Here is an 18,396-nt window from a genome sequence, read left to right as displayed (position 1 = left end):
CCAGCCTCGGGCGTCGTCGAGGAGCCTCCATGACCCACCCGCCTGACCCGGGACCGGCCCCGGTGCTGGCCCTGCGGGACGTCTCCAAGTCCTTCGGCGCCGTACGCGCCCTGCGGGGCGTCTGTCTGGAGCTGCTGTCCGGCGAGGTGCACGCCCTCGCCGGGGAGAACGGCGCGGGCAAGTCGACCCTGATCAAGACGCTCGCGGGGGTGCACCGGCCGGACTCCGGTCAGGTGCTCCTGGACGGCGAGCCCGTCGTCTTCCACGGCCCCGGCGACGCCCGCGACGCCGGCATCGCCGTGATCTACCAGGAGCCCACGCTCTTCCCCGACCTGTCCATCGCAGAGAACATCTTCATGGGCCGGCAGCCCCGCCGTTCCCTCGGCCGGATCGACCACAGGGCCACGCACGCGGCCGCCGCCGCCCTGATGCTGCGCCTGGGCGTCGACCTCGACCCCGACCGGCCCGCCCGCGGTCTGTCCATCGCCGACCAGCAGATCGTGGAGATCGCCAAGGCGCTCTCCTTCGACGCCCGCGTCCTCATCATGGACGAGCCGACGGCCGCCCTGACCGGCAGCGAGGTCGCCCGGCTCTTCGGTGTCGTGCGCACCCTGCGCGAGCAGGGCGCGGCGGTGCTGTTCATCTCCCACCGGCTGGAGGAGATCTTCGAGATCGGCCAGCGGGTGACGACCCTGCGGGACGGGGCCCGGATCGCCGGTGAGCCCCTCGACGGCATGACCGAGGACGACCTGGTCCGCCGCATGGTCGGCCGCGACCTGGACGAGCTGTACCCCAAGCAGGACGTCACACCGGGCGAACTCGCCCTGTGTGTAAGGCGATTGACCCGGGAGGGCGTCTTCGCCGACGTGTCCTTCTCGGTCCGGCGCGGTGAGATAGTCGGTCTCGCCGGGCTGGTCGGCGCCGGGCGCACCGAGGTCGCCCGGGCCGTGTTCGGCGTCGACCGGTGGGACGCGGGAGAGGTCGAGGTCGACGGGCGCAGGCTCACCAAGGGGGCACCCTCCACCGCGATGGCCGCCGGACTCGCCCTCGTACCCGAGGACCGGCGTGCCCAGGGCCTGGTGATGGACATGTCCATCGAACGCAACATCGGCCTCACCGGGCTCCGTACGAAGGCCGGGCTGGTGGACCGCGGCGCCGAACGCAGCCGCTCCCTCGACTGGGCGGTGAAGCTCCAGGTGAAGTACGCCCGGATCGCCGACGCCGTCTCCAACCTCTCCGGCGGCAACCAGCAGAAGGTCGTCCTCGCCAAGTGGCTGGCCACCCGCCCGAAGGTGCTGATCGTCGACGAGCCGACGCGCGGGATCGACGTCGGTACGAAGGCCGAGGTGCACCGGCTGCTGTCCCAGCTGGCCGCCGACGGCGTCGCCGTCCTGATGATCTCCTCCGACCTGCCCGAGATCCTCGGCATGGCCGACCGCGTGCTGGTGATGCACGAGGGCCGGATCACCGCCGAGATCCCCCGCTCCGAAGCCACCGAGGAAGCCGTGATGGCCGCAGCCACCGGGAGGGCCGCCGGATGACGGTGACCGCACCCGACCACGCACCGCCCGCCGAGGTGCCCAGGTCCAGCGGCACCCGGCTGGTGGACCGTGTCTTCAGGATGCGCGAACTCGCCATCCTGGTCGTCTTCCTGGTGATGATCGCCGTCACCCAGGCGGGCAACAGCGAATTCCTGTCCGAGCAGGGCATCAAGGACCTGCTGCTGAACGCGACCGTCCTGGTGCTGGTCGCCATCGGCCAGTCCCTGGTCGTCATCACCCGCAACGTCGATCTGTCGGTCGGTTCCACCCTCGGCATCAGCGCCTTCGCGGCCGGCGCCTGTCTGCACGACGGCGGCAACGCGGCCGTCGCACTCCTGCTCGCCGTCCTGCTCGGCGTCGGCTTCGGACTCCTCAACGGGCTGCTCGTCAGCCTCGGCCAGGTGCCCGCCCTGGTCGTCACGCTCGGCACCCTCTACATCATCCGGGGCATCGACTCGATCTGGGTGGGCTCCAGGCAGATCACCGCGGCCGATCTCCCCGGCGGATTCGTGGACTTCGGCTCCGGCGGCCTCTCGGCGATCCCCTGGCTGGCGCTGATCGCGCTCGCCGTACTCGTCGCCACCGCCTACGGCCTCAGACACTTCGGCAGCGGACGGGAGTTGTATGCGCTCGGCTCCAATCCGGAGGCCGCACGCCTGGCCGGCATCCCCGTGCGCAAGCGGATCCTGACCGCCTACACCGTCTGCGGCGCCCTCGCCGGACTCGCCGGCGCCCTGTATCTGGCCCGGTTCGGCAACGTGGACTCCGGGACCGGCAGCGGCTACGAACTCACCGTCGTCAGCGCGGTGGTGGTCGGCGGTGTCGCCTTCACCGGCGGCTCGGGCAGCGTCTACGGCGCCGCCCTCGGCGCTCTGCTGCTCACCTCCGTCAACAGCGTGCTGCCCGCCCTCGGCGTCAGCTCCGTGTGGGTGCTCGCCATCAACGGCGTCCTGCTGCTGCTCGCCATCGCGGTCGACCGGATCGTCGCGCTGCGGGTGTCCGCCGCCCTGAAGAAGAAGTCCGCCCCGCGCAGGACCGCCGCCCTGACGAAGGAGAACCCCGGTGCCTGAGTCGCTGACCCGCGCCATCCGCTGGGACACGGTCGTCGGCGCGCTTCTGATCGTCCTGCTGCTGCTGTCGTCCGGATTCGTGGACGGCTTCGGCAACGCCCTCAACCTGTCCTTCCTCATCGGCAACACCCTGCCGATCGCGCTGATCGCCCTGCCCATGACCCTGCTGGTGGTGGCCGGTGAGATCGACCTGTCGGTGGCGTCGACCGCCGGGCTGTCCGGGGCGGTGATGGGCAAGCTGTGGAACGAGGGCATGGCCATCGAGACGATCATCCCGGTCTGCCTGCTGCTGGGCGTGGTGTGCGGGCTGGTCAACGGCCTGCTCGTGACCCGGCTGGGGCTGCCCTCCCTCGCCGTCACCATCGGTACCCTGGCCGCCTACCGGGGCATCGCACAGATCGTGCTCGGCTCGGACGCGGTGACCGACTTCCCGGGCCAGTACCTGGACTTCGCCGCCGGGCGGCTCGGCAGCACCTTCCTGCCGCAGGCATTCCTGCCCTTCCTGGTGCTGCTCGCGATCGCCGTGGTCGTCCTGCACGCCACCCCGTTCGGGCGGTCGCTCTTCGCGATCGGCGCCGGCGAGGAGGCCGCGCGCTTCGCCGGGATCCGTGTCAGGCGGCACAAGCTGATCCTGTTCACGGTGACCGGTCTGATGGCCTCCCTCACCGGCGTCTTCTGGGCCCTGCACTACGCCAGCGCCCGCTACGACAACGCCACCGGCCTCGAACTCTCCGTCGTCGCGGCCGTGCTGCTCGGTGGCATCGACTTCGACGGCGGCAAGGGGACCCTGGGCGGCGCCGTCGCCGGCGTCTTTCTGCTCGGGGCGCTGCAGAACGTGATGAGCCTGCTCAATGTCTCCGCGCAGTCGCAGATCGTCGTCACCGGCGTCCTGCTCGTCGTCTCCGTGCTCGGCCCCCGGGTCGCACGCCGGCTCTCCGTCGCGAGGGCGGGCCGCACAGCCGCCGCCTCGACTCCGACGCCGTCACTCCGCTCACCCTCGTAAAGGACCTTCATGATGCGCAAGTCAACGATCCGCCGCGGCTGCGCCGCCCTCGCCGCGGCCGGCTCCCTCGCCCTGGCTGTCACCGCCTGCGGCGGAACCACCAAGGACGACGTCAAGTCCGACAACGCCTCGGCCGCCTCCGGCGGCAAGGCCGACCCGAACGCGGCCACCAAGAAGGACCTGACCGTCGGCTTTCTGCCCAAGCAGGTCAACAACCCCTACTTCACCTCCGCCGACAAGGGCGGCGAGAAGGCCGTCGCCGAACTGGGCTCCACGTACAAGGAGGTGGGCCCGAGCAGCGCCACCGACACCTCCGGCCAGGTGAGTTACGTCAACACCCTCACCCAGCAGCGGGTGAACGCGATCGCCGTCTCCGCTCAGGACCCGGGGGCCCTGTGCACCGCGCTCAAGCAGGCCATGACGAACGGCATCAAGGTCGTCACCTACGACTCCGACACCAACCCCGGCTGCCGCAACGCCTTCGTCTCGCAGGCTTCCGCCGAGGACCTGGGCCGTACCGAGGTGCAGCTGCTCGCCGAGCAGATCGGCTACAAGGGTGAGATCGCGATCCTGTCCGCCGCGCAGACCGCGACCAACCAGAACACCTGGATCGACTACATGAAGGACGAGCTGAAGGATCCCAAGTACAAGAACATCAAGCTCGTCAAGATCGCCTACGGCAACGACGACGCCCAGCAGTCCTTCCAGCAGACCCAGGGCCTCCTCCAGGAGCACCCGAACCTGAAGGGGATCATCTCCCCGACCACCGTCGGCATCAAGGCCGCCGCCCAGTACCTGTCCGGTTCCAAGTACAAGGGCAAGGTCCGGCTGACCGGCCTCGGCACCCCGAACGACATGCGCAAGTACGTCAAGAACGGGACCGTCGACGCCTTCGAGCTGTGGGACCCCGCGGCCCTCGGCGACCTCGCCGCCCGTACCGCTGTCGCCCTGGCCTCGGGGCAGATCACCGGCAAGGAGGGCGAGACCTTCAAGGCCGGCTCCACGACCCGCACCATCGGCAAGGACGGCGTGATCAACCTCGGCAGGCCGACCGTCTTCGACGCCAAGAACATCGACCAGTTCAACTTCTAGCGGCCGAGAAGCTGTTGATGCAGCGCGTGGACTTCCTGCTGAAGGTCCGGGCGGACCGCCTCGACGAGTACCGCGAGCGGCACGCCGCCGTGTGGCCCGAGATGCTCGACGCCCTGCGGGCGACGGGCTGGCACAAGTACTCGCTGTTCCTGCGCGAGGACGGCCTGGTCGTCGGCTGCCTGGAGACCGAGGACTTCGCAGCCGCCCGGGCCGGCATGGAGGCCACCGGCGTCAACCCCCGCCGGCAGGCCGAGATGGCGCCGCTCTTCGAGTCGCCGGACGGCACCCGGCCCGACGAGGCCATGAAACCGCTCACCGAAGTCTTCGACCTCGCCTGACGCCCGGAGCCTGCCCGTGCGACGACGTAGCCTCGACTCCAGCCGGCGCACGAAACCGGTCCTGGACACGTACGACGACGCCTACGCGATCTTCCCCCACGGCCGGATCGCCGGCGCCTCCGAGTCCTGCCGGTACACGGACCGGGCGCTGCTGTACGACGGCGGCGGCCTGGACGCGTTCGGCGAGGTCGTGACCGACGAGACACGGGTCGAGGCGGACCACGTGCTGTCGTTCATGTGCCAGGTGAGGTCGAGCGACACGACTCCCTCGGCTCTCCGCGTGGCCGCCTTCGCACTGCCCGCCCGACCCGTCTGTTCTGGGCCGCGGTGACGGTAATGTGAAGGCCTTCCCGCCGCCCCTCGTCCCCCTGGAGGTCTCCGCCCGATGGCCCAGTCGGTGGGTATCAAGGACGTCGCCCGCGCCGCCGGAGTGTCGGTGGGCACGGTGTCGAACGTCATCAACCGCCCGGACACCGTGGCCGGCGAGACCCGCGCACGGGTGCTGTCCGCGATCGACCGGCTCGGCTACGTCCGCAGCGAGTCGGCGCGCCAGCTGCGCGCGGGCCGCAGCCGGATCATGGGCCTGCTCGTCCTCGACATGGGCAACCCCTTCTTCGTGGACGTGGCGCGCGGCGCGGAGCGCGCGGCCCGCGCCGCCGGGCTCGGCGTGATGGTCTGCAACAGCGCGCAGAACGCGGCCGAGGAGGCCGACTACCTCTCCCTCTTCGCCGAGCAGCGGGTGCGCGGTGTGCTGCTCACCCCGGCCGACGCCACCGGACGGAACATCGAGGCCTTCCGCCGGCACGGCATCCCCTTCGTGCTGGTCGACCGGGTCGCCGAAGGCACCACCGAGTGCTCGGTCTCCGTGGACGACGTGGCGGGCGGCGCCCTCGCGGTCCGGCACCTCGTGGACGCCGGACACCGCTCCCTCGCCTACGTCAGCGGCCCGCCCGGACTCAACCAGGTGCGCGACCGCCGCACCGGCGCGCTGAACGCCCTCGCCGAGGCGGGACTCGGCCCCGACGCCCTTCGCGAACTGCCCACCGAGCGCCTGGACGTGGCCGCAGGCCGGGACGCGGGCGCCCGTCTGCTCGGCCTCGCCGACCGCCCCACCGCCGTCTTCTGCGCCAACGACCTGCTCGCGCTCGGCGTGCTCCAGGCCATGTACGCGGCCGGCGTGGTGGTACCGGACGACCTCGCGATCGTCGGCTACGACGACATCGAGTTCGCCGCAGCGGCCGCCGTACCGCTGACTTCGGTACGGCAGCCCGCCGTCACCATGGGCGCCCTCGCCGCCGAGCTGCTGCTGGAGGAGACCGAGGCCGAGGGCGGAACCCGCGCCCACGAGCACCGGCGCGTGGTGCTCCAGCCGGAGCTGGTGGTGCGGCGCTCCAGCCTCGCCGCCCGCTGACCGGTAGTTCAGTAACAATCCATGATCCCGGGGCTCTGCCCACGGCCGTCCATGTGCTGAACTGGGACGCGTCCGTCCCATCCGTCCCGGGAGACCCGTTGAGCCTCAGTTACCGCCAGCCCGGCGTCGTCCTCACCGACCGTCACTTCACCGTGCCTCTCGACCACGGCGACCCCAGCGGCGAGACCATCGAGCTGTACGCCCGTGAGGCCGTCGCGAGCGACAAGGCGGGGCAGGAGCTGCCCTGGCTGCTGTACCTGCAGGGCGGGCCCGGCTTCGGGGCGAACCGTTTCATCGGACGGCAGGCCTGGCTCGACCGCGCCCTGCAGGACCACCGCGTCCTCCTCCTCGACCAGCGCGGCACCGGCCGCTCCACGCCCGCCACCCGGCAGACGCTCCCGCTGCGCGGCGGCCCCGCCGAGCAGGCCGGCTACCTCACCCGCTTCCGCGCCGACTCCATCGTCCGCGACTGCGAGGCCATCCGCCCCGAGGTGACCGGCGGTGCCCCCTGGACCGTGCTCGGCCAGAGCTTCGGCGGCTTCTGCACGGTGTCCTACCTCTCCCTGGCCCCGGAGGGTCTCGGCACCGCCGTCATCACCGGCGGCCTGCCCTCCCTCGACGCCCACGCCGACGACGTCTACCGGGCCGCCTACCCGCGCATCGAACGCAAGGCCGCCGCGCACTACGCCCGCTACCCCCAGGACGTGGAACGGGCCCGCCGCATCGCCGACCACCTGCTCACCCATGACGTCGTCCTGCCGAACGGCTACCGCTTCACCGTGGAGGCCTTCCAGTCCCTCGGACTGATGCTCGGCACCGGCGACGGCAGCCACCGGCTGCACCACCTCCTGGAGGACGCCTTCGTCCGCACACCCGGCGGTCTCGATCTCGCCGACGCATTCCAGGAAGCGGCCCAGAGCCTGCTGTCGTACGCGGGCCACCCGCTGTACGCACTCGTCCACGAGACGATCTACGGCCAGGACACCCGCCCCACGGACTGGGCCGCCGAGCGTGTGCGCGCCGAGTTCCCGCAGTTCGACGCGGCCAAGGCACTGGCAGGCGACGCCCCGGTGCTGTTCACGGGGGAGACGGTCCACCCCTGGATGTTCGACACCGACCCGGCCCTGCGCCCCCTGCGCGAGACCGCCGACCTGCTCGCCGCCCGCACCGACTGGGAGCCCCTGTACGACCCCGCCCGCCTCGCAGCCAACGAGGTCCCGGTCGCCGCGGCGGTCTACCACGACGACATGTACGTGGACACCGCCCACTCCCTGCAGACGGCCCGCGCCGTCCGCGGTCTGCGCACCTGGGTCACCGACGAGTTCGAGCACGACGGCCTGCGCACGGGTGCACCCCGGGTCCTGGACCGCCTCCTCGCCCTGACCCGCGACGAGGTGTGAGCCGACGGGGCACGCCGCACCGGGACCTGCCACCGCCGCGGCGCCTGCCAGGACCCGCCCCGAACGCCCCGGCCTCCCGCGTGCGACGGGGCGCCCCACAAAAGCAGTTGCGGGCGGGGTGTGGCCGCATAGTCTGCGGCCATGACCGAGCCGAAGATCACCCAGCTCCAGCCGATGCCCGACGACTGGCAGCGTGCCCTCGCCGTGGTGGCGCACCCCGACGACCTGGAGTACGGGTGTTCGGCGGCCATCGCCTCCTGGACCGACGCCGGCCGTGAGGTCGCCTACGTCCTGGCCACCCGCGGCGAGGCGGGCATGGACACCATCGACCCCGCCACCTGCGGCCCGCTGCGCGAACGCGAGCAGCGGGCCGCCGCGGCCGCCGTCGGTGTGACCACCGTGGAGTTCCTCGACCACCGGGACGGAGTCATCGAGGACGGCCCCGCGCTGCGCCGCGACATCGCCGCCGCGATCCGCCGCCACCGCCCCGAACTCGTCATCACCCTCAACCACCGCGACACCTGGGGCGGTGTCACCTGGAACACCCCCGACCATGTCGCCGTGGGCCGCGCCACGCTGGACGCCGCCGCGGACGCCGGGAACCGCTGGATCTTCCCGGAACTCGTCCAGCAGGGACTGGAGCCCTGGAACGGCGTCCGCTGGGTGGCCGTCGCAGGCTCCAGCAGCCCCACGCACGCCGTGGAGGCCACGCCAGGCCTGGAGCGCGCGGTGCGCTCCCTGCTCGAACACCGCACCTACATCGAGGCGTTGACCAGCCAGGACCCCGAGACGTACGTCCGCGACTTCCTGTCCGGGACGTGCACCGCCACCGGGGAACGCTTCGGCGGGAAGCCGGCGGTGGCCTTCGAACTGTTCACCCTGTAGCCCGCCCGACGACCCACCACCGAACGGGGACGACATGAACGGCACCGACCTCCTCGCCGACCGCTTCGAGGAGCACCGCGGGCAGCTGCACGCGGTGGCCTACCGGATACTCGGCTCGCTCGCCGAGGCCGAGGACGCGGTCCAGGAGGCCTGGCTGCGGCTCGGCCGCGGTGACGCGGACGAGATCAGGAACCTCGGCGGCTGGCTGACCACGGTCGTCGGACGGGTCTGCCTGGACATGCTGCGCTCGCGCGCCGCGCGCCGGGAGGAGCCGATGGACGAGACGTTCGTCCCCGACCCGGTGATCCGCCCCCTCTCCCAGGTCGACCCGGAGAAGGAGGTGCTGGAGGCCGACTCGGTCGGGATCGCGCTGCTCGTCGTCCTGGAGATGCTGGAGCCCGCCGAGCGGCTGGCGTTCGTCCTGCACGACATGTTCGCCGTGCCCTTCGACGACATCGCCGCGATCGTGGAGCGCACCCCGGCCGCCACCCGGCAGCTGGCCAGCCGGGCCCGCCGCCGGGTGCAGGGCGCCACCCCGGCGGCCGACCCCGACCTCGGCCGGCAGCGGCAGGTGGTCGACGCCTTCCTCGCGGCGTCCCGGGCCGGCGACTTCGAGGCGCTGCTCGCCCTGCTCGACCCGGACGTGGAGCTGCGGGCCGACGCCGGCGCCCTGGTCCGGGGCGCCGCCGCCTCCAAGGCCGTACACGGGGCCCAGGCGGTGGCCGAGCAGGCGGCGATGTTCTCGCGGCTCGCGGTATTCGCACGGGTCGCGCTGGTCAACGGCGCGGTGGGGCTGGTCACCGTGCCCGAGGGGCAGCCGCTGTCGGTCACCGCGCTCACCGTCGCCGACGGGCGGATCACCGGCATGTACATCCTCGCCGACCCCGACCGGCTGGCCCGGCTCGGCCTTCCCGAGCTCAAGGAGTGAGGGGACAGGACGGTTTTGCAGGTCAGTAGGCTTGGCACCATGCCGGATCAGACAACCGACCGCTCCGCCCTGCGCGGCGACTGCGCCCAGTGCTTCGGGCTGTGCTGCGTCGCCCTGCCGTTCGCGGCCTCCGCGGACTTCGCCCTGGACAAGCCCGCGGGCAAGCCCTGCCCCAACCTGCGGGGCGACCACCGCTGCGGCATTCACGCCGACCTGCGCACGAAGGGCTTCACCGGCTGCACGGTCTACGACTGTTTCGGCGCGGGACAGAAGGTCTCGCAGATCACCTTCGGCGGGCAGGACTGGCGTACGGGGCCCGGGGAAAACGCCCGCCGGATGTCCGACGTGTTCCCGGTCGTCCGCCAGCTGCACGAACTGCTCTGGTACCTGACGGAGGCGCTCGGCCTCGACGCCGCCGAGCCCGTCCACGCCGACCTGCGCCGGGCCCTGGAGCGGACCGAACGGCTCACCCGGCAGACCCCTGAGGAACTGCTCGCGCTGGACGTGGCCGCCCACCGGCAGGAGGTCAACGTGCTCCTGCTGCGCACCAGCGAGCTGACCCGGGCGGGTGTCACCGGCGGCAAGGGCAAGAAGGGCAGGGCGAAGGACCGCCGGGGCGCCGACCTGATGGGGGCCCGGCTGAGGGGCGTCGACCTGCGCGGTGCCAGCCTGCGCGGCGCCTACCTCATCGCCGCCGACCTCACCGGAGCCGACCTGCGCGGAGCGGACATGATCGGCGCCGACCTGCGCGACGCCGACCTGACCGACGCGGACCTCACCGGCGCCTTCTTCCTCACCCAGCCGCAGCTGAACGCGGCCCGGGGCAGCGCCGGCACCCGGCTGCCCCGGTCAGTCACCCGCCCCGTGCACTGGGCAGCGGCCGGCTGACCCCGAGCCGTCGTCCGGGACCGTGACCGGCCGGCCGGCGGCGGGCACGGGGGCGGGGCGTCGCTCCAGGCGCAGCCGCAGCCCGTCCGGCATCACCGTCAGGCGTTCGGTGACCCGGAGCCGGTAGTCCGGCTCGGGCCGCAGGTCGTAGCGGCGCAGCAGGAGCCCGAGGACGAGGGTCGCCTCGTGCAGGGCGAACTGGCGGCCTATACAGGCCCGCGCCCCGGTCCCGAACGGCTTGAAGGTGTGTGGGGGACGAGCCCGTACGGCGGTGGCGTCGAACCGGTCCGGATCGAACCGCTCGGCGTCCTCGCCCCACACCTGTGGGTCGCGGTGCAGCAGCGGCAGCAGTACCAGCGCCCACGCGCCGCGCCGCATCGGATGCTCCCCGGCCAGCAGCGTGTCCTGCCGGGCCTCCCGGGCGTAGGCGGGCGCGGTCGGCCACAGCCGCAGGGACTCGTCCAGCACCCGGCGGACGTAACGCAGCTTGGCGACCTGGTCGTAGCCGGGTTCCGGGGTGTCGCCCCAGACGCGGTCCACTTCGGCGCGGGCCTTCGCGGCGGCCTCCGGGTGGCGGGCGAGGTAGTACAGGGCGAAGGAGAGCGCGCCCGAGGTGGTCTCGTGGCCCGCCACCAGGAACGTGATCACCTGCTTGCGGACGTTCTCGTCCGACAGCCGTTCCCCGGTCTCGGGGTGAGCCGTCTCCAGCATGCGGTCCAGCAGGTCCCCGTCCCCGCTGCCGGAACGGCGCCGGACGGCCACCAGATCGTCGACGGTGCGGTTCAGATGGGCGATGTCGGCCGCATTGCGCCGGGCGGGGCCGCGCAGCAGCAGCGGCGCCAGCGGCACGGGCACGCTGTTCAGCCGCTGGGCGTAGGTGAGCGTGCCCACCATCGCCGACACGAAGGGGTGCGGCCGGTCCCGCTCGAAGGAGCCGAAGTCGTGCCCGAACCCGGTGCGCGAGATCGTCTCCAGGGTCAGCTTGGTCATGTCGCCGGGCACGTCCACCGCCCGACCGGCCGCCAGCTCCCGGTCCCAGTGGCCGGTCAGCCGCTCGGCGACCGCCAGCATCATGCCGTGGTAGCCCTCCATGGCCTCCCGGGTGAAGCCGGGCGCGAGGACGTCGTGGGCCAGCTGCCAGTTCGGCTCGTGGTTGTACGCCGTGAACAGGCCGTCGCCGGCGACCGGACGCAGATTGGCGATCCCGAGGCCCACATGCTTGGCGAACCGGGACTCGTCGGCGAGATCGGCGACCAATCGGGAGCCCCACAGGAAAACGAACTCGTTCCCGAAGGCCCGGCGCCGGAAGATCGGGCCCAGGTCGCGCCCGAAGCGCATCGAGTCCTGCACGGGCCGGCGCCGGTCGACGCCGAGCACATCGCCGAGCAGCGGCACCCGTCGCGGCGGGTGCGGGATGCGGTGCAGTTCGGGCCAGCCCTGTTCGGCGCCCCGGAATCCCCTCGGCAGCCCGGTCTCCGTCGTCTCCGCCATGACGCGATCTCCCTTGATCCAGCGGATGGTTGAACCTGTGACCTGCGCGTGTTGTACGTGAGTTCAATAACGTGTTTCAGTGTGGTCCGCTTGTTGAACCCGCGTCAAGTAAAGTGACGGCATGCCCGCGAACCAGGGGGAGCGAGCCCGGCGCAGACTCAGCACCGAGGAGCGTCGTGAGCAGCTGTTGTCGGTCGGGGCGAAGCTGTTCTCGGAGAGTCCCTACGACGACGTGTGGATCGAGCAGGTCGCCGAGATCGCCGGAGTCTCCCGCGGGCTGCTGTACCACTACTTCCCGACAAAGCGGGACTTCTTCGCCGCGGTCGTGGAGCGCGAGAGCGAGCGGATGCTGCGCATGACGGCGGCCGTGCCCGGCACGCCCGTGCGCGAACAGCTCGCCGCAGGCCTCGACACCTACCTCGCCTACGTGCAGGCCCACGCCCACGGTTTCCGCGCCTTCCATCGTGCCGACGCGGCCGGTGACCAGGCCGTGCGCCGCGTCTACCGGCGGGCCCTCGCCGCCCAGGAGCAGCAGATCCTGGCGGCCCTCGCCGCGGATCCCGAGTTCGGGCCCGCCCCGGAGGATGCCCCGCAGGTGCGGCTCGCCGTGCGTGGCTGGCTCGCGTTCACCACGGCCGTCTGCCTGGAGTGGCTGCGCGACGACGAGCTGACCCTGGACCAGGTGCGCGACCTGTGCGCGCGTGCCCTGCTGGGTGTCCTCGCCTGACTCCTCGTCCTGCGCCTGCGGGGCCGTCGACCTCTCGGCTTCGCGCGGCGTGGTTGGCCTGCGGCCGGATCTTCGATAGGTTAGGCAAGGCTTACCTAAGGAGGTCTCGGGATGGGTGACACGCAGGACTGGGCGGCTGAACCCGGCGCGGCGGAGCGGGCACGGTCGGTGCTCGCCGCCGCATGGTCGTGCGGGGTGACCGCCGACGGTGCCCGTGAGGAGTACGTCGGCGCGCACTCCGTGACCGAGGACGGCGGGGTGCTGCTCGACGTGCCCGAGGACAGCGCCCTGGTCGCGGCCGCGCTGTGCGCCCCGCGCGGAGAGCCCTCCGCCGTGCTGGAGTTCGCCGACGTCGCCCCCGTCCCGGTCCGGCAGCGGATCCGGGCCCGGCTGTGGCTGGCCGGCTGGTTCGCCCCGGCCGACGGCCCGCTGCTCTTCCGGCCCACCCGTGCGGTGCTGCGGCAGCCGTCCGGTGCCCTGCTCGTCGACCTCGACGAGTACGCCGCCGCCCGGCCCGACCCGCTGGCCACCGCCGAGGCCCGGCTGCTGACCCACCTCGCCGACGCCCACCCGGACGCCGTCGAGCGGCTCACCCGGCTGGTACGGCCCGAGAGCCTGCACGCCGCGACCCGTGTGACCCCCCTCGCCGTCGACCGGCACGGTCTCACCCTGCGCATCGAACGCACCCGCGCCCACGGCGACGTACGGCTGCCGTTCCACACGCCCGCCGACGACGTCAGCCAGCTCACCGAGCGCATGCACGCACTGCTGGCCCAGGCGATCGCCGGCGCCTGCCCCCGCGCGCTGGGGCCGGTCCGGCGCATGAAGTCGCAGGGAGGCAACGGTGCCTGACCGGCCGGCCCCGCCTCTGCGGCCCGACCCGCCGGACAGAACGCCTAGAGCGGCAGCGTGCAGACCGCGACGGGTGACGCGAACGGCTCGCCCGTCAGACGCAGCCCGCCGCTCTCGGCGTCCACCTGGAAGACGCTGACCGTGCCGGAGCGCTGGTTCGCCGCGAACAGCAGCCGGCCGTCCGGCGAGAAGGCGATCTGCCGCGGGAAGTCCCCGGCCACCGGCACCGTGCCGAGCAGCCGCAGCCGGGCGCCGTCCGCCTCGACGGCGTACCGCGCGATGCTGTTGTGGCCGCGGTTGGCGAGGAAGGCGTAGGAGCCGTTCGCGGTCACCAGGATCTGCGCCGGGTAGTTGGTGCCGCCGGCCGAGCCCGTGGGCTGCGGGTCGCCGATCGTCAGGCGCCCGGTGGCGGGGTCGTAGGCGCAGACGGCGACCGTGTCGTCCACCTCGTTGGCCAGGTAGGCGTACCGGCCGCCCGGATGGAAGGTCAGATGCCGCGGGCCCGCACCCGGCCGGGTGTGCGCCTGGGCCACCTCGGTGAGCGTGCCCTTCGCCTGGTCGAGGCGGTAGGTGTAGACGGTGTCGGTGCCGAGGTCCACGGCGAGGACGTGACCGCCGTCGGGACCGGTGCTGAACTGGTGCGCGTGCGGGCCCTGTTGGCCGGGGCCGGGTGGCGGTGTCGAGTGCGTGACCAGCTCCGTGCGCTCGCCGAGGGCGCCCGAGGCGTCGATGGGATGCACGGCGACGCTGCCCGACTGGTAGTTGGCGCTCAGCAGCCAGCGGCCGCTCGGGTGGACCGAGAGATGACAGGGGCCTGCCCCGCCCGTGCTGCGGCTGCCGAGGACCCGCCGGTCCGCCAGACGTACGGCGGTGACCGCGCCGTCCTGACGCTCGTCCACCGCGTACAGCGTGCGGCCGTCCGGGTGCCGCGCGAGGTACGACGGGTCGGGCACCCCGGTGAGCGTCCCCGAGCCGGTGATCCGGCCCGTCGCCGGGTCGTACGAGGCCAGTCCGATGCCGGTGCCGCCGCCCTCGACCGAGGTGTACGTGCCGATGTAGAGCGGGTGGGGGGCGGTGGCCCTCCCGGGCGGCGGCGGGGGCGCCGTCCGCTGCCGCGCCGCGGGCGTGGTGTCCGCCGGCGGGGCCGCCGGTGCGGGCACCGCCACGACGGCGGCCGCGCCCGCCACGGCTGACACGAACCGCCGTCTGGTCCAGCCTCCCCCGAGTTCTCGACCCTGTCCGGGCGGGGGAGACCCCCGTCGCGCCGCCCGCGCGTCGCTGTCCATGCCGCACCTCAGGTCGTCGGTTGCCCCGCTCGTGACAGCCACCTTGGCGCGAATCCACCGGCAAAGGCAAGACGGGCAACAGGCGTTGCACAGAGTGCAACGCGATCGGCCTACCAGTCCCCGTCCTCGACCGGCTTGCCCGGCGCGTCCTTCAGCGGTGTCACCTGGTCCGCGGACGGCTGCTGCCAGGGATCCAGGTCGTCCCCGAGCCATTCGCCGACCGGCTTGACGGCCTCCAGGGCCTGTGCCGGGGCCAGGTCCTCGGCGTCCTCGTCGTAGTAGTCGTACCAGGGCAGTCCCGCGCTCGTGTACGCCGCCCGGTCCACCGGTGACGACGGCGGCTCCTCGCCCGTGATGCGGCGCCACTCCGGGGGTGTGACCAGGTGGACGAACACCCGCCCGGCGGCCGTCCCGGACCAGTCGGTGAGCGGCCGGTCGTCCTGGTGGACCTCCTGGCGCATCGAGCCGCCGACGCCCAGACCCATGGCCGCCGCGCGCCGCGGGGGTCCGCCGGGGGCTGCCGGGGCCGAGGGAGGCAGCAGGGGTCCGCCGGGTGCGGCGGCGGCCACGGGGAGAGGTCCGCCGTAGCCGCCGAACGCCCCGGCCGCCCGCGACCGCCGCTGCCGCGCCTGCTCCCGGAGGCGCCACTCGGCCAGGACGTCCTCGCGCAGCGGGAACGACTGCAGCTGGACGCCGCCCCACACCTCCTCGCCGGAGACCTGACCCTCCACGGTCGCGCCGAGACCGAGGGGCACGGCGACGAACTGGCGGACCGTCCCCTTGCCCGAATTGATGCCGTCCAGCCAGGGCTGGGCGGGCAGCACCACGTAGTTCTGCGGGCCGCGCGAGAGCCGCCCTTGCCACGGCCGGCCGGAGACGGCGCAGACCTTCCCCACGCCTACCTGGAGGGCGGCCGGCTCCGTGGTACCGGCGAAACTCAGCCACATCGCCTCGCGCAGGTACACCGGCAGCATCACGCCACCGCGCGCCCGCCACTCGGCGGGGACGCGGTCGGCGTAGTCGGAGACCCGTCGCACCGGGAACTCGCCGAGCCCCGGTGGCAGTGGATGCGTGCCCGTCTCGGGCAGTCGCAGCGTGCGCACGAACCGCACCACCACCCCGCCCGGCAGCCGCAGCGCGTTCCCGTCGATCCGTACCCCGGTGCCGGCCATCGGCCCGCCCCCTCGCTTCCAGTGCCGGTCCCGCCCCGGCACTCCCTCATCGAGAACGCTCGCCGATCCCGGTGCGGTTCCGCCACAGATCCTGCTGGATGCCGAGGCGCTCGCGCAGCCGGGCCATCCGCGGCAGCTTCGCCCGCTGTTCCCGGGAGACCCGGTCCAGCTCCTCCAGCAGGCGGCGGGTGCGGTGCTCGGTGTTCAGTTCGTCGAGCATCCGGTTCACCTCGGTCAGTACGGCGCCCATCAGATGCCAGTCCGTCCAGTCCGCGCCGACCTCCTCCCGGAGCAGTTCGGCGAGCCGGTCGCGGGTGCCGGCCGCCGCGTGCAGCTCGGCGGTGAGCCGCGCCTCCGCCGACTCGGCGTTCTCGCTCAGATGGGTGGTCACCAGCACCGCGAAGCTGACCACCGCGTCGGCGATCTCGGAGAGCAGCTGCTCCACGGTGGCTGCGACCCGGGGCGGGAACAGCTCCTCGGGCTCGCGGGCCTTCGCCAGGTCCGTCAAGGTCCGCGCCAGCACCCGCAGGACGACCGTGCAGATCTCCAGCGTGTCCAGGCCCGTACGCAGCACCACCTTGTGCAGCAAGCCCTCCTTGACCCGCGGATTGAGCCGCAGACTGTCCTCCGCCTGCCGCAGCGCCGCGTCCACCCGGACGATGTCGTGGTCCAGCCGGCGCGCCTCGTGCAGCCGCTCGGCCGCCCGCTCCCAGGGGATGCGGCCCGCGGCCTCCTCACCCATTCGCAGCATCAACTGCCGTACCCGGCGCGCCAGGTCCTCGATGGACTGGCCGGCCTCGCCCACCCATACCGGGGGCGGCAGCAGCAGATTGCAGGCCATGCCGACGACCGCCCCGATGAGCGTCTCCACGATCCGCGCCCAGGCGGTGAACCCGACGGTGGTGACCCCGAGCACCAGCATGGCGCTGATCGCCACCTCGGCCACGTACTCGTCGACCCGCACCAGATGCCCCACGGCCAGCGAGGCCACGATCAACAGCGCCAGGCTCCACCAGGTCAGACCCACCAGGAGGCTGAAGGCGATGGCCACCAGTACGCCGGCCACCACCGAGTTCACCCGGCGGATGCCGTTGGTGAGCGTGGCGTAGAAGGTGACCTGGACGACCAGCAGGGCGGTGAGGGGAGCGGTCAGCGGTGCCGGTTCCGGGCTCAGACGCAGCGCGATCACATAGGCGATCGTCGCCGCCGTGGCCGACCGCAGTGTCTGGACGACCACCGGCTCCCGGCGGCGGCTCACCAGGCGCTGCAGTTCCGCGTTCCACTTCCGTACGTCGCGCATCCCTTGGCCTGTTCCCGTTCATCGGGTGCGACGAACGTGACTGATCGAGGACCGAGTCTGTCCGCAAAGCCTTCTGGATCGGTCTCATCGGTCAGGACACCACGGGAGGGGACGGAAGATGAGGGCGAACCGGGCCGTCGGGGGCGTCGAGTTGCTCATCCAGGCGCATGCCTACCTGCGCGAGGTGGTCACCGCCGTGCCGGAGGCGGCGTGGGCCGCGCCGACACCGTGCGCCGAGTGGACCGTACGGCAGGCGCTCGACCACGCGCGGACCGACCAGCAGGCGTACGACCTCACACTCACCGGTGGCCGGCCCGACACCGATCCTTTCCAGCCGGCCCCGCGCCCCGACCTGCGCGAACTGGCCGAACGCGTGGCCGCGGGCGTCTACCGGGCACCGGTCGAGACCGCACTGCCCCTGTCCGAGGCGCGCGCCGCGCACGAGCGGCTGGAGAGCCGGGACAACCGGGGCAGGACCGTGCTCATCCCGGGGCGGCTGACCGGTTCCGGGGGCGTCAGGCGCAGAGCTTTTCGACGAACGCGGACAGGTTGCCCGTCATCCGGGCTATCTGCTCCTCCAGGGTCAGGCTCTCCTCGAAACGGCCCCCGGACTCCGGCACCTTCTTCCCGCGCACGTACAGCGAGCACGCCAGGTCCGTGCACATGTACACCCCGACCGAGTTGCCCTCGCGGCCCGCCGCGCCCGCCTTGCGGGCGGTCATCAGGGACACCCCGCCACCGGGATGCGTGGTCAGGCACACCGAACACATGCTGCGGTGCTGGGACCCGCGCCGCGCGGCCGGGAAGCGCAGCGCCACGCCGACGAGCCGGCCGTCCCGCTCGGTGACCAGACAGCTGCGGTCGGGCGCCCCGGGATCCCGCCAGCCGAGGAAGTCCAGGTCGTCCCACGGGCGTTCACCGAGGTCGCGCGGGACCGCCAGGCGCTTGGCCTCCCCCTTGGAGCAGTTGATAAATGAGTTGCGGATGTCCTGCTCGGTGAGGGATTTCATGG

The 18,396-nt window shown here is 72.6% G+C and carries 17 protein-coding genes and 2 pseudogenes; 14 read left to right on the top strand and 5 right to left on the bottom strand.

The window, feature by feature from the left end; all coding sequences use genetic code 11:
• The first annotated feature begins 29 nt into the window (after nt 1–29).
• The 11 genes and pseudogenes from ACIRU3_RS20720 to ACIRU3_RS20670 all read left to right on the top strand — a co-directional run bounded on the left by ACIRU3_RS20720 (nt 30) and on the right by ACIRU3_RS20670 (nt 10,556).
• A complete protein-coding gene (locus ACIRU3_RS20720) occupies nt 30–1,541 on the top strand; it encodes a sugar ABC transporter ATP-binding protein (protein WP_404058168.1) in 1,512 nt (503 codons plus the stop codon).
• On the top strand, nt 1,538–2,611 hold the full coding sequence (locus ACIRU3_RS20715; RefSeq protein WP_404058166.1) for an ABC transporter permease: 1,074 nt from the start codon (nt 1,538–1,540) through the stop codon (nt 2,609–2,611). Before ACIRU3_RS20720 ends, ACIRU3_RS20715 begins: the two co-directional genes overlap by 4 nt.
• Complete coding sequence (locus ACIRU3_RS20710; RefSeq protein ID WP_404058164.1) at nt 2,604–3,614, top strand: ABC transporter permease; 1,011 nt, start codon at nt 2,604–2,606, stop codon at nt 3,612–3,614. Before ACIRU3_RS20715 ends, ACIRU3_RS20710 begins: the two co-directional genes overlap by 8 nt.
• Before the next feature lie 12 nt (nt 3,615–3,626).
• Nucleotides 3,627–4,706 (top strand): rhamnose ABC transporter substrate-binding protein, encoded by a 1,080-nt coding sequence (rhaS, locus tag ACIRU3_RS20705; RefSeq protein ID WP_404058465.1) that lies wholly within the window; start codon nt 3,627–3,629, stop codon nt 4,704–4,706.
• A 17-nt stretch (nt 4,707–4,723) separates the two neighbouring features.
• Nucleotides 4,724–5,044 (top strand): L-rhamnose mutarotase, encoded by a 321-nt coding sequence (locus ACIRU3_RS20700; RefSeq protein ID WP_404058162.1) that lies wholly within the window; start codon nt 4,724–4,726, stop codon nt 5,042–5,044.
• A gap of 31 nt (nt 5,045–5,075) precedes the next feature.
• A pseudogene (locus ACIRU3_RS20695) lies at nt 5,076–5,375 on the top strand (Tat pathway signal sequence domain protein); the annotation flags it as partial.
• Between the two features lie 54 nt (nt 5,376–5,429).
• A complete protein-coding gene (locus tag ACIRU3_RS20690; RefSeq protein ID WP_404058160.1) occupies nt 5,430–6,455 on the top strand; it encodes a LacI family DNA-binding transcriptional regulator in 1,026 nt (341 codons plus the stop codon).
• A gap of 98 nt (nt 6,456–6,553) precedes the next feature.
• Complete coding sequence (locus ACIRU3_RS20685) at nt 6,554–7,855, top strand: alpha/beta fold hydrolase (protein ID WP_404058158.1); 1,302 nt, start codon at nt 6,554–6,556, stop codon at nt 7,853–7,855.
• Nucleotides 7,856–7,996: 141 nt separating this feature from the next.
• Complete coding sequence (locus ACIRU3_RS20680) at nt 7,997–8,740, top strand: PIG-L deacetylase family protein (protein WP_404058156.1); 744 nt, start codon at nt 7,997–7,999, stop codon at nt 8,738–8,740.
• A gap of 34 nt (nt 8,741–8,774) precedes the next feature.
• Nucleotides 8,775–9,668 carry an RNA polymerase sigma factor SigJ gene (sigJ, locus tag ACIRU3_RS20675; protein ID WP_404058154.1) on the top strand — a complete coding sequence of 298 codons (894 nt, stop codon included), beginning with the start codon at nt 8,775–8,777 and terminating at the stop codon, nt 9,666–9,668.
• Between the two features lie 39 nt (nt 9,669–9,707).
• A complete protein-coding gene (locus ACIRU3_RS20670; RefSeq protein ID WP_404058152.1) occupies nt 9,708–10,556 on the top strand; it encodes a pentapeptide repeat-containing protein in 849 nt (282 codons plus the stop codon).
• Here the strand turns inward: ACIRU3_RS20670 and ACIRU3_RS20665 are convergent.
• Nucleotides 10,518–12,047: a cytochrome P450 gene (locus ACIRU3_RS20665; RefSeq protein ID WP_404058150.1), complete on the bottom strand. Its 1,530-nt coding sequence runs from the start codon at nt 12,045–12,047 to the stop codon at nt 10,518–10,520. The two genes, ACIRU3_RS20670 and ACIRU3_RS20665, sit on opposite strands and share 39 nt — an antisense overlap.
• Before the next feature lie 121 nt (nt 12,048–12,168).
• Here ACIRU3_RS20665 and ACIRU3_RS20660 point away from each other — a divergent pair, with 121 nt between their 5' ends.
• Nucleotides 12,169–12,774, top strand: coding sequence for a TetR/AcrR family transcriptional regulator (locus tag ACIRU3_RS20660; protein ID WP_404058148.1), 606 nt, complete (start codon nt 12,169–12,171; stop codon nt 12,772–12,774).
• Nucleotides 12,775–12,885: 111 nt separating this feature from the next.
• A complete protein-coding gene (locus ACIRU3_RS20655) occupies nt 12,886–13,626 on the top strand; it encodes a DUF2470 domain-containing protein (RefSeq protein WP_404058146.1) in 741 nt (246 codons plus the stop codon).
• A 44-nt stretch (nt 13,627–13,670) separates the two neighbouring features.
• Here ACIRU3_RS20655 and ACIRU3_RS20650 read toward each other — a convergent pair whose 3' ends face one another.
• The 3 genes from ACIRU3_RS20650 to ACIRU3_RS20640 form a co-directional block, all read right to left on the bottom strand.
• Nucleotides 13,671–14,813 carry a lactonase family protein gene (locus tag ACIRU3_RS20650; protein WP_404058463.1) on the bottom strand — a complete coding sequence of 381 codons (1,143 nt, stop codon included), beginning with the start codon at nt 14,811–14,813 and terminating at the stop codon, nt 13,671–13,673.
• Nucleotides 14,814–15,022: 209 nt separating this feature from the next.
• Entirely contained in the window at nt 15,023–16,084 is a 1,062-nt protein-coding gene (locus ACIRU3_RS20645; RefSeq protein WP_404058144.1) for a hypothetical protein, read from the bottom strand.
• Nucleotides 16,085–16,130: 46 nt separating this feature from the next.
• Nucleotides 16,131–17,384: an aromatic acid exporter family protein gene (locus ACIRU3_RS20640; RefSeq protein WP_404058142.1), complete on the bottom strand. Its 1,254-nt coding sequence runs from the start codon at nt 17,382–17,384 to the stop codon at nt 16,131–16,133.
• A gap of 118 nt (nt 17,385–17,502) precedes the next feature.
• Here ACIRU3_RS20640 and ACIRU3_RS20635 point away from each other — a divergent pair.
• Nucleotides 17,503–17,883: pseudogene (locus ACIRU3_RS20635) on the top strand (zinc-binding dehydrogenase); the annotation flags it as partial.
• Between the two features lie 16 nt (nt 17,884–17,899).
• Here the strand turns inward: ACIRU3_RS20635 and ACIRU3_RS20630 are convergent.
• Nucleotides 17,900–18,394: an FBP domain-containing protein gene (locus ACIRU3_RS20630; protein ID WP_404058140.1), complete on the bottom strand. Its 495-nt coding sequence runs from the start codon at nt 18,392–18,394 to the stop codon at nt 17,900–17,902.
• Nucleotides 18,395–18,396 lie beyond the last annotated feature (2 nt).

Source organism: Streptomyces sp. NPDC101151 (assembly GCF_044768335.1).
GTDB lineage: Bacteria > Actinomycetota > Actinomycetes > Streptomycetales > Streptomycetaceae > Streptomyces.
Note: the sequence above shows the minus strand (reverse complement) of the source record. Positions and strands in the feature narration are given on the sequence as shown.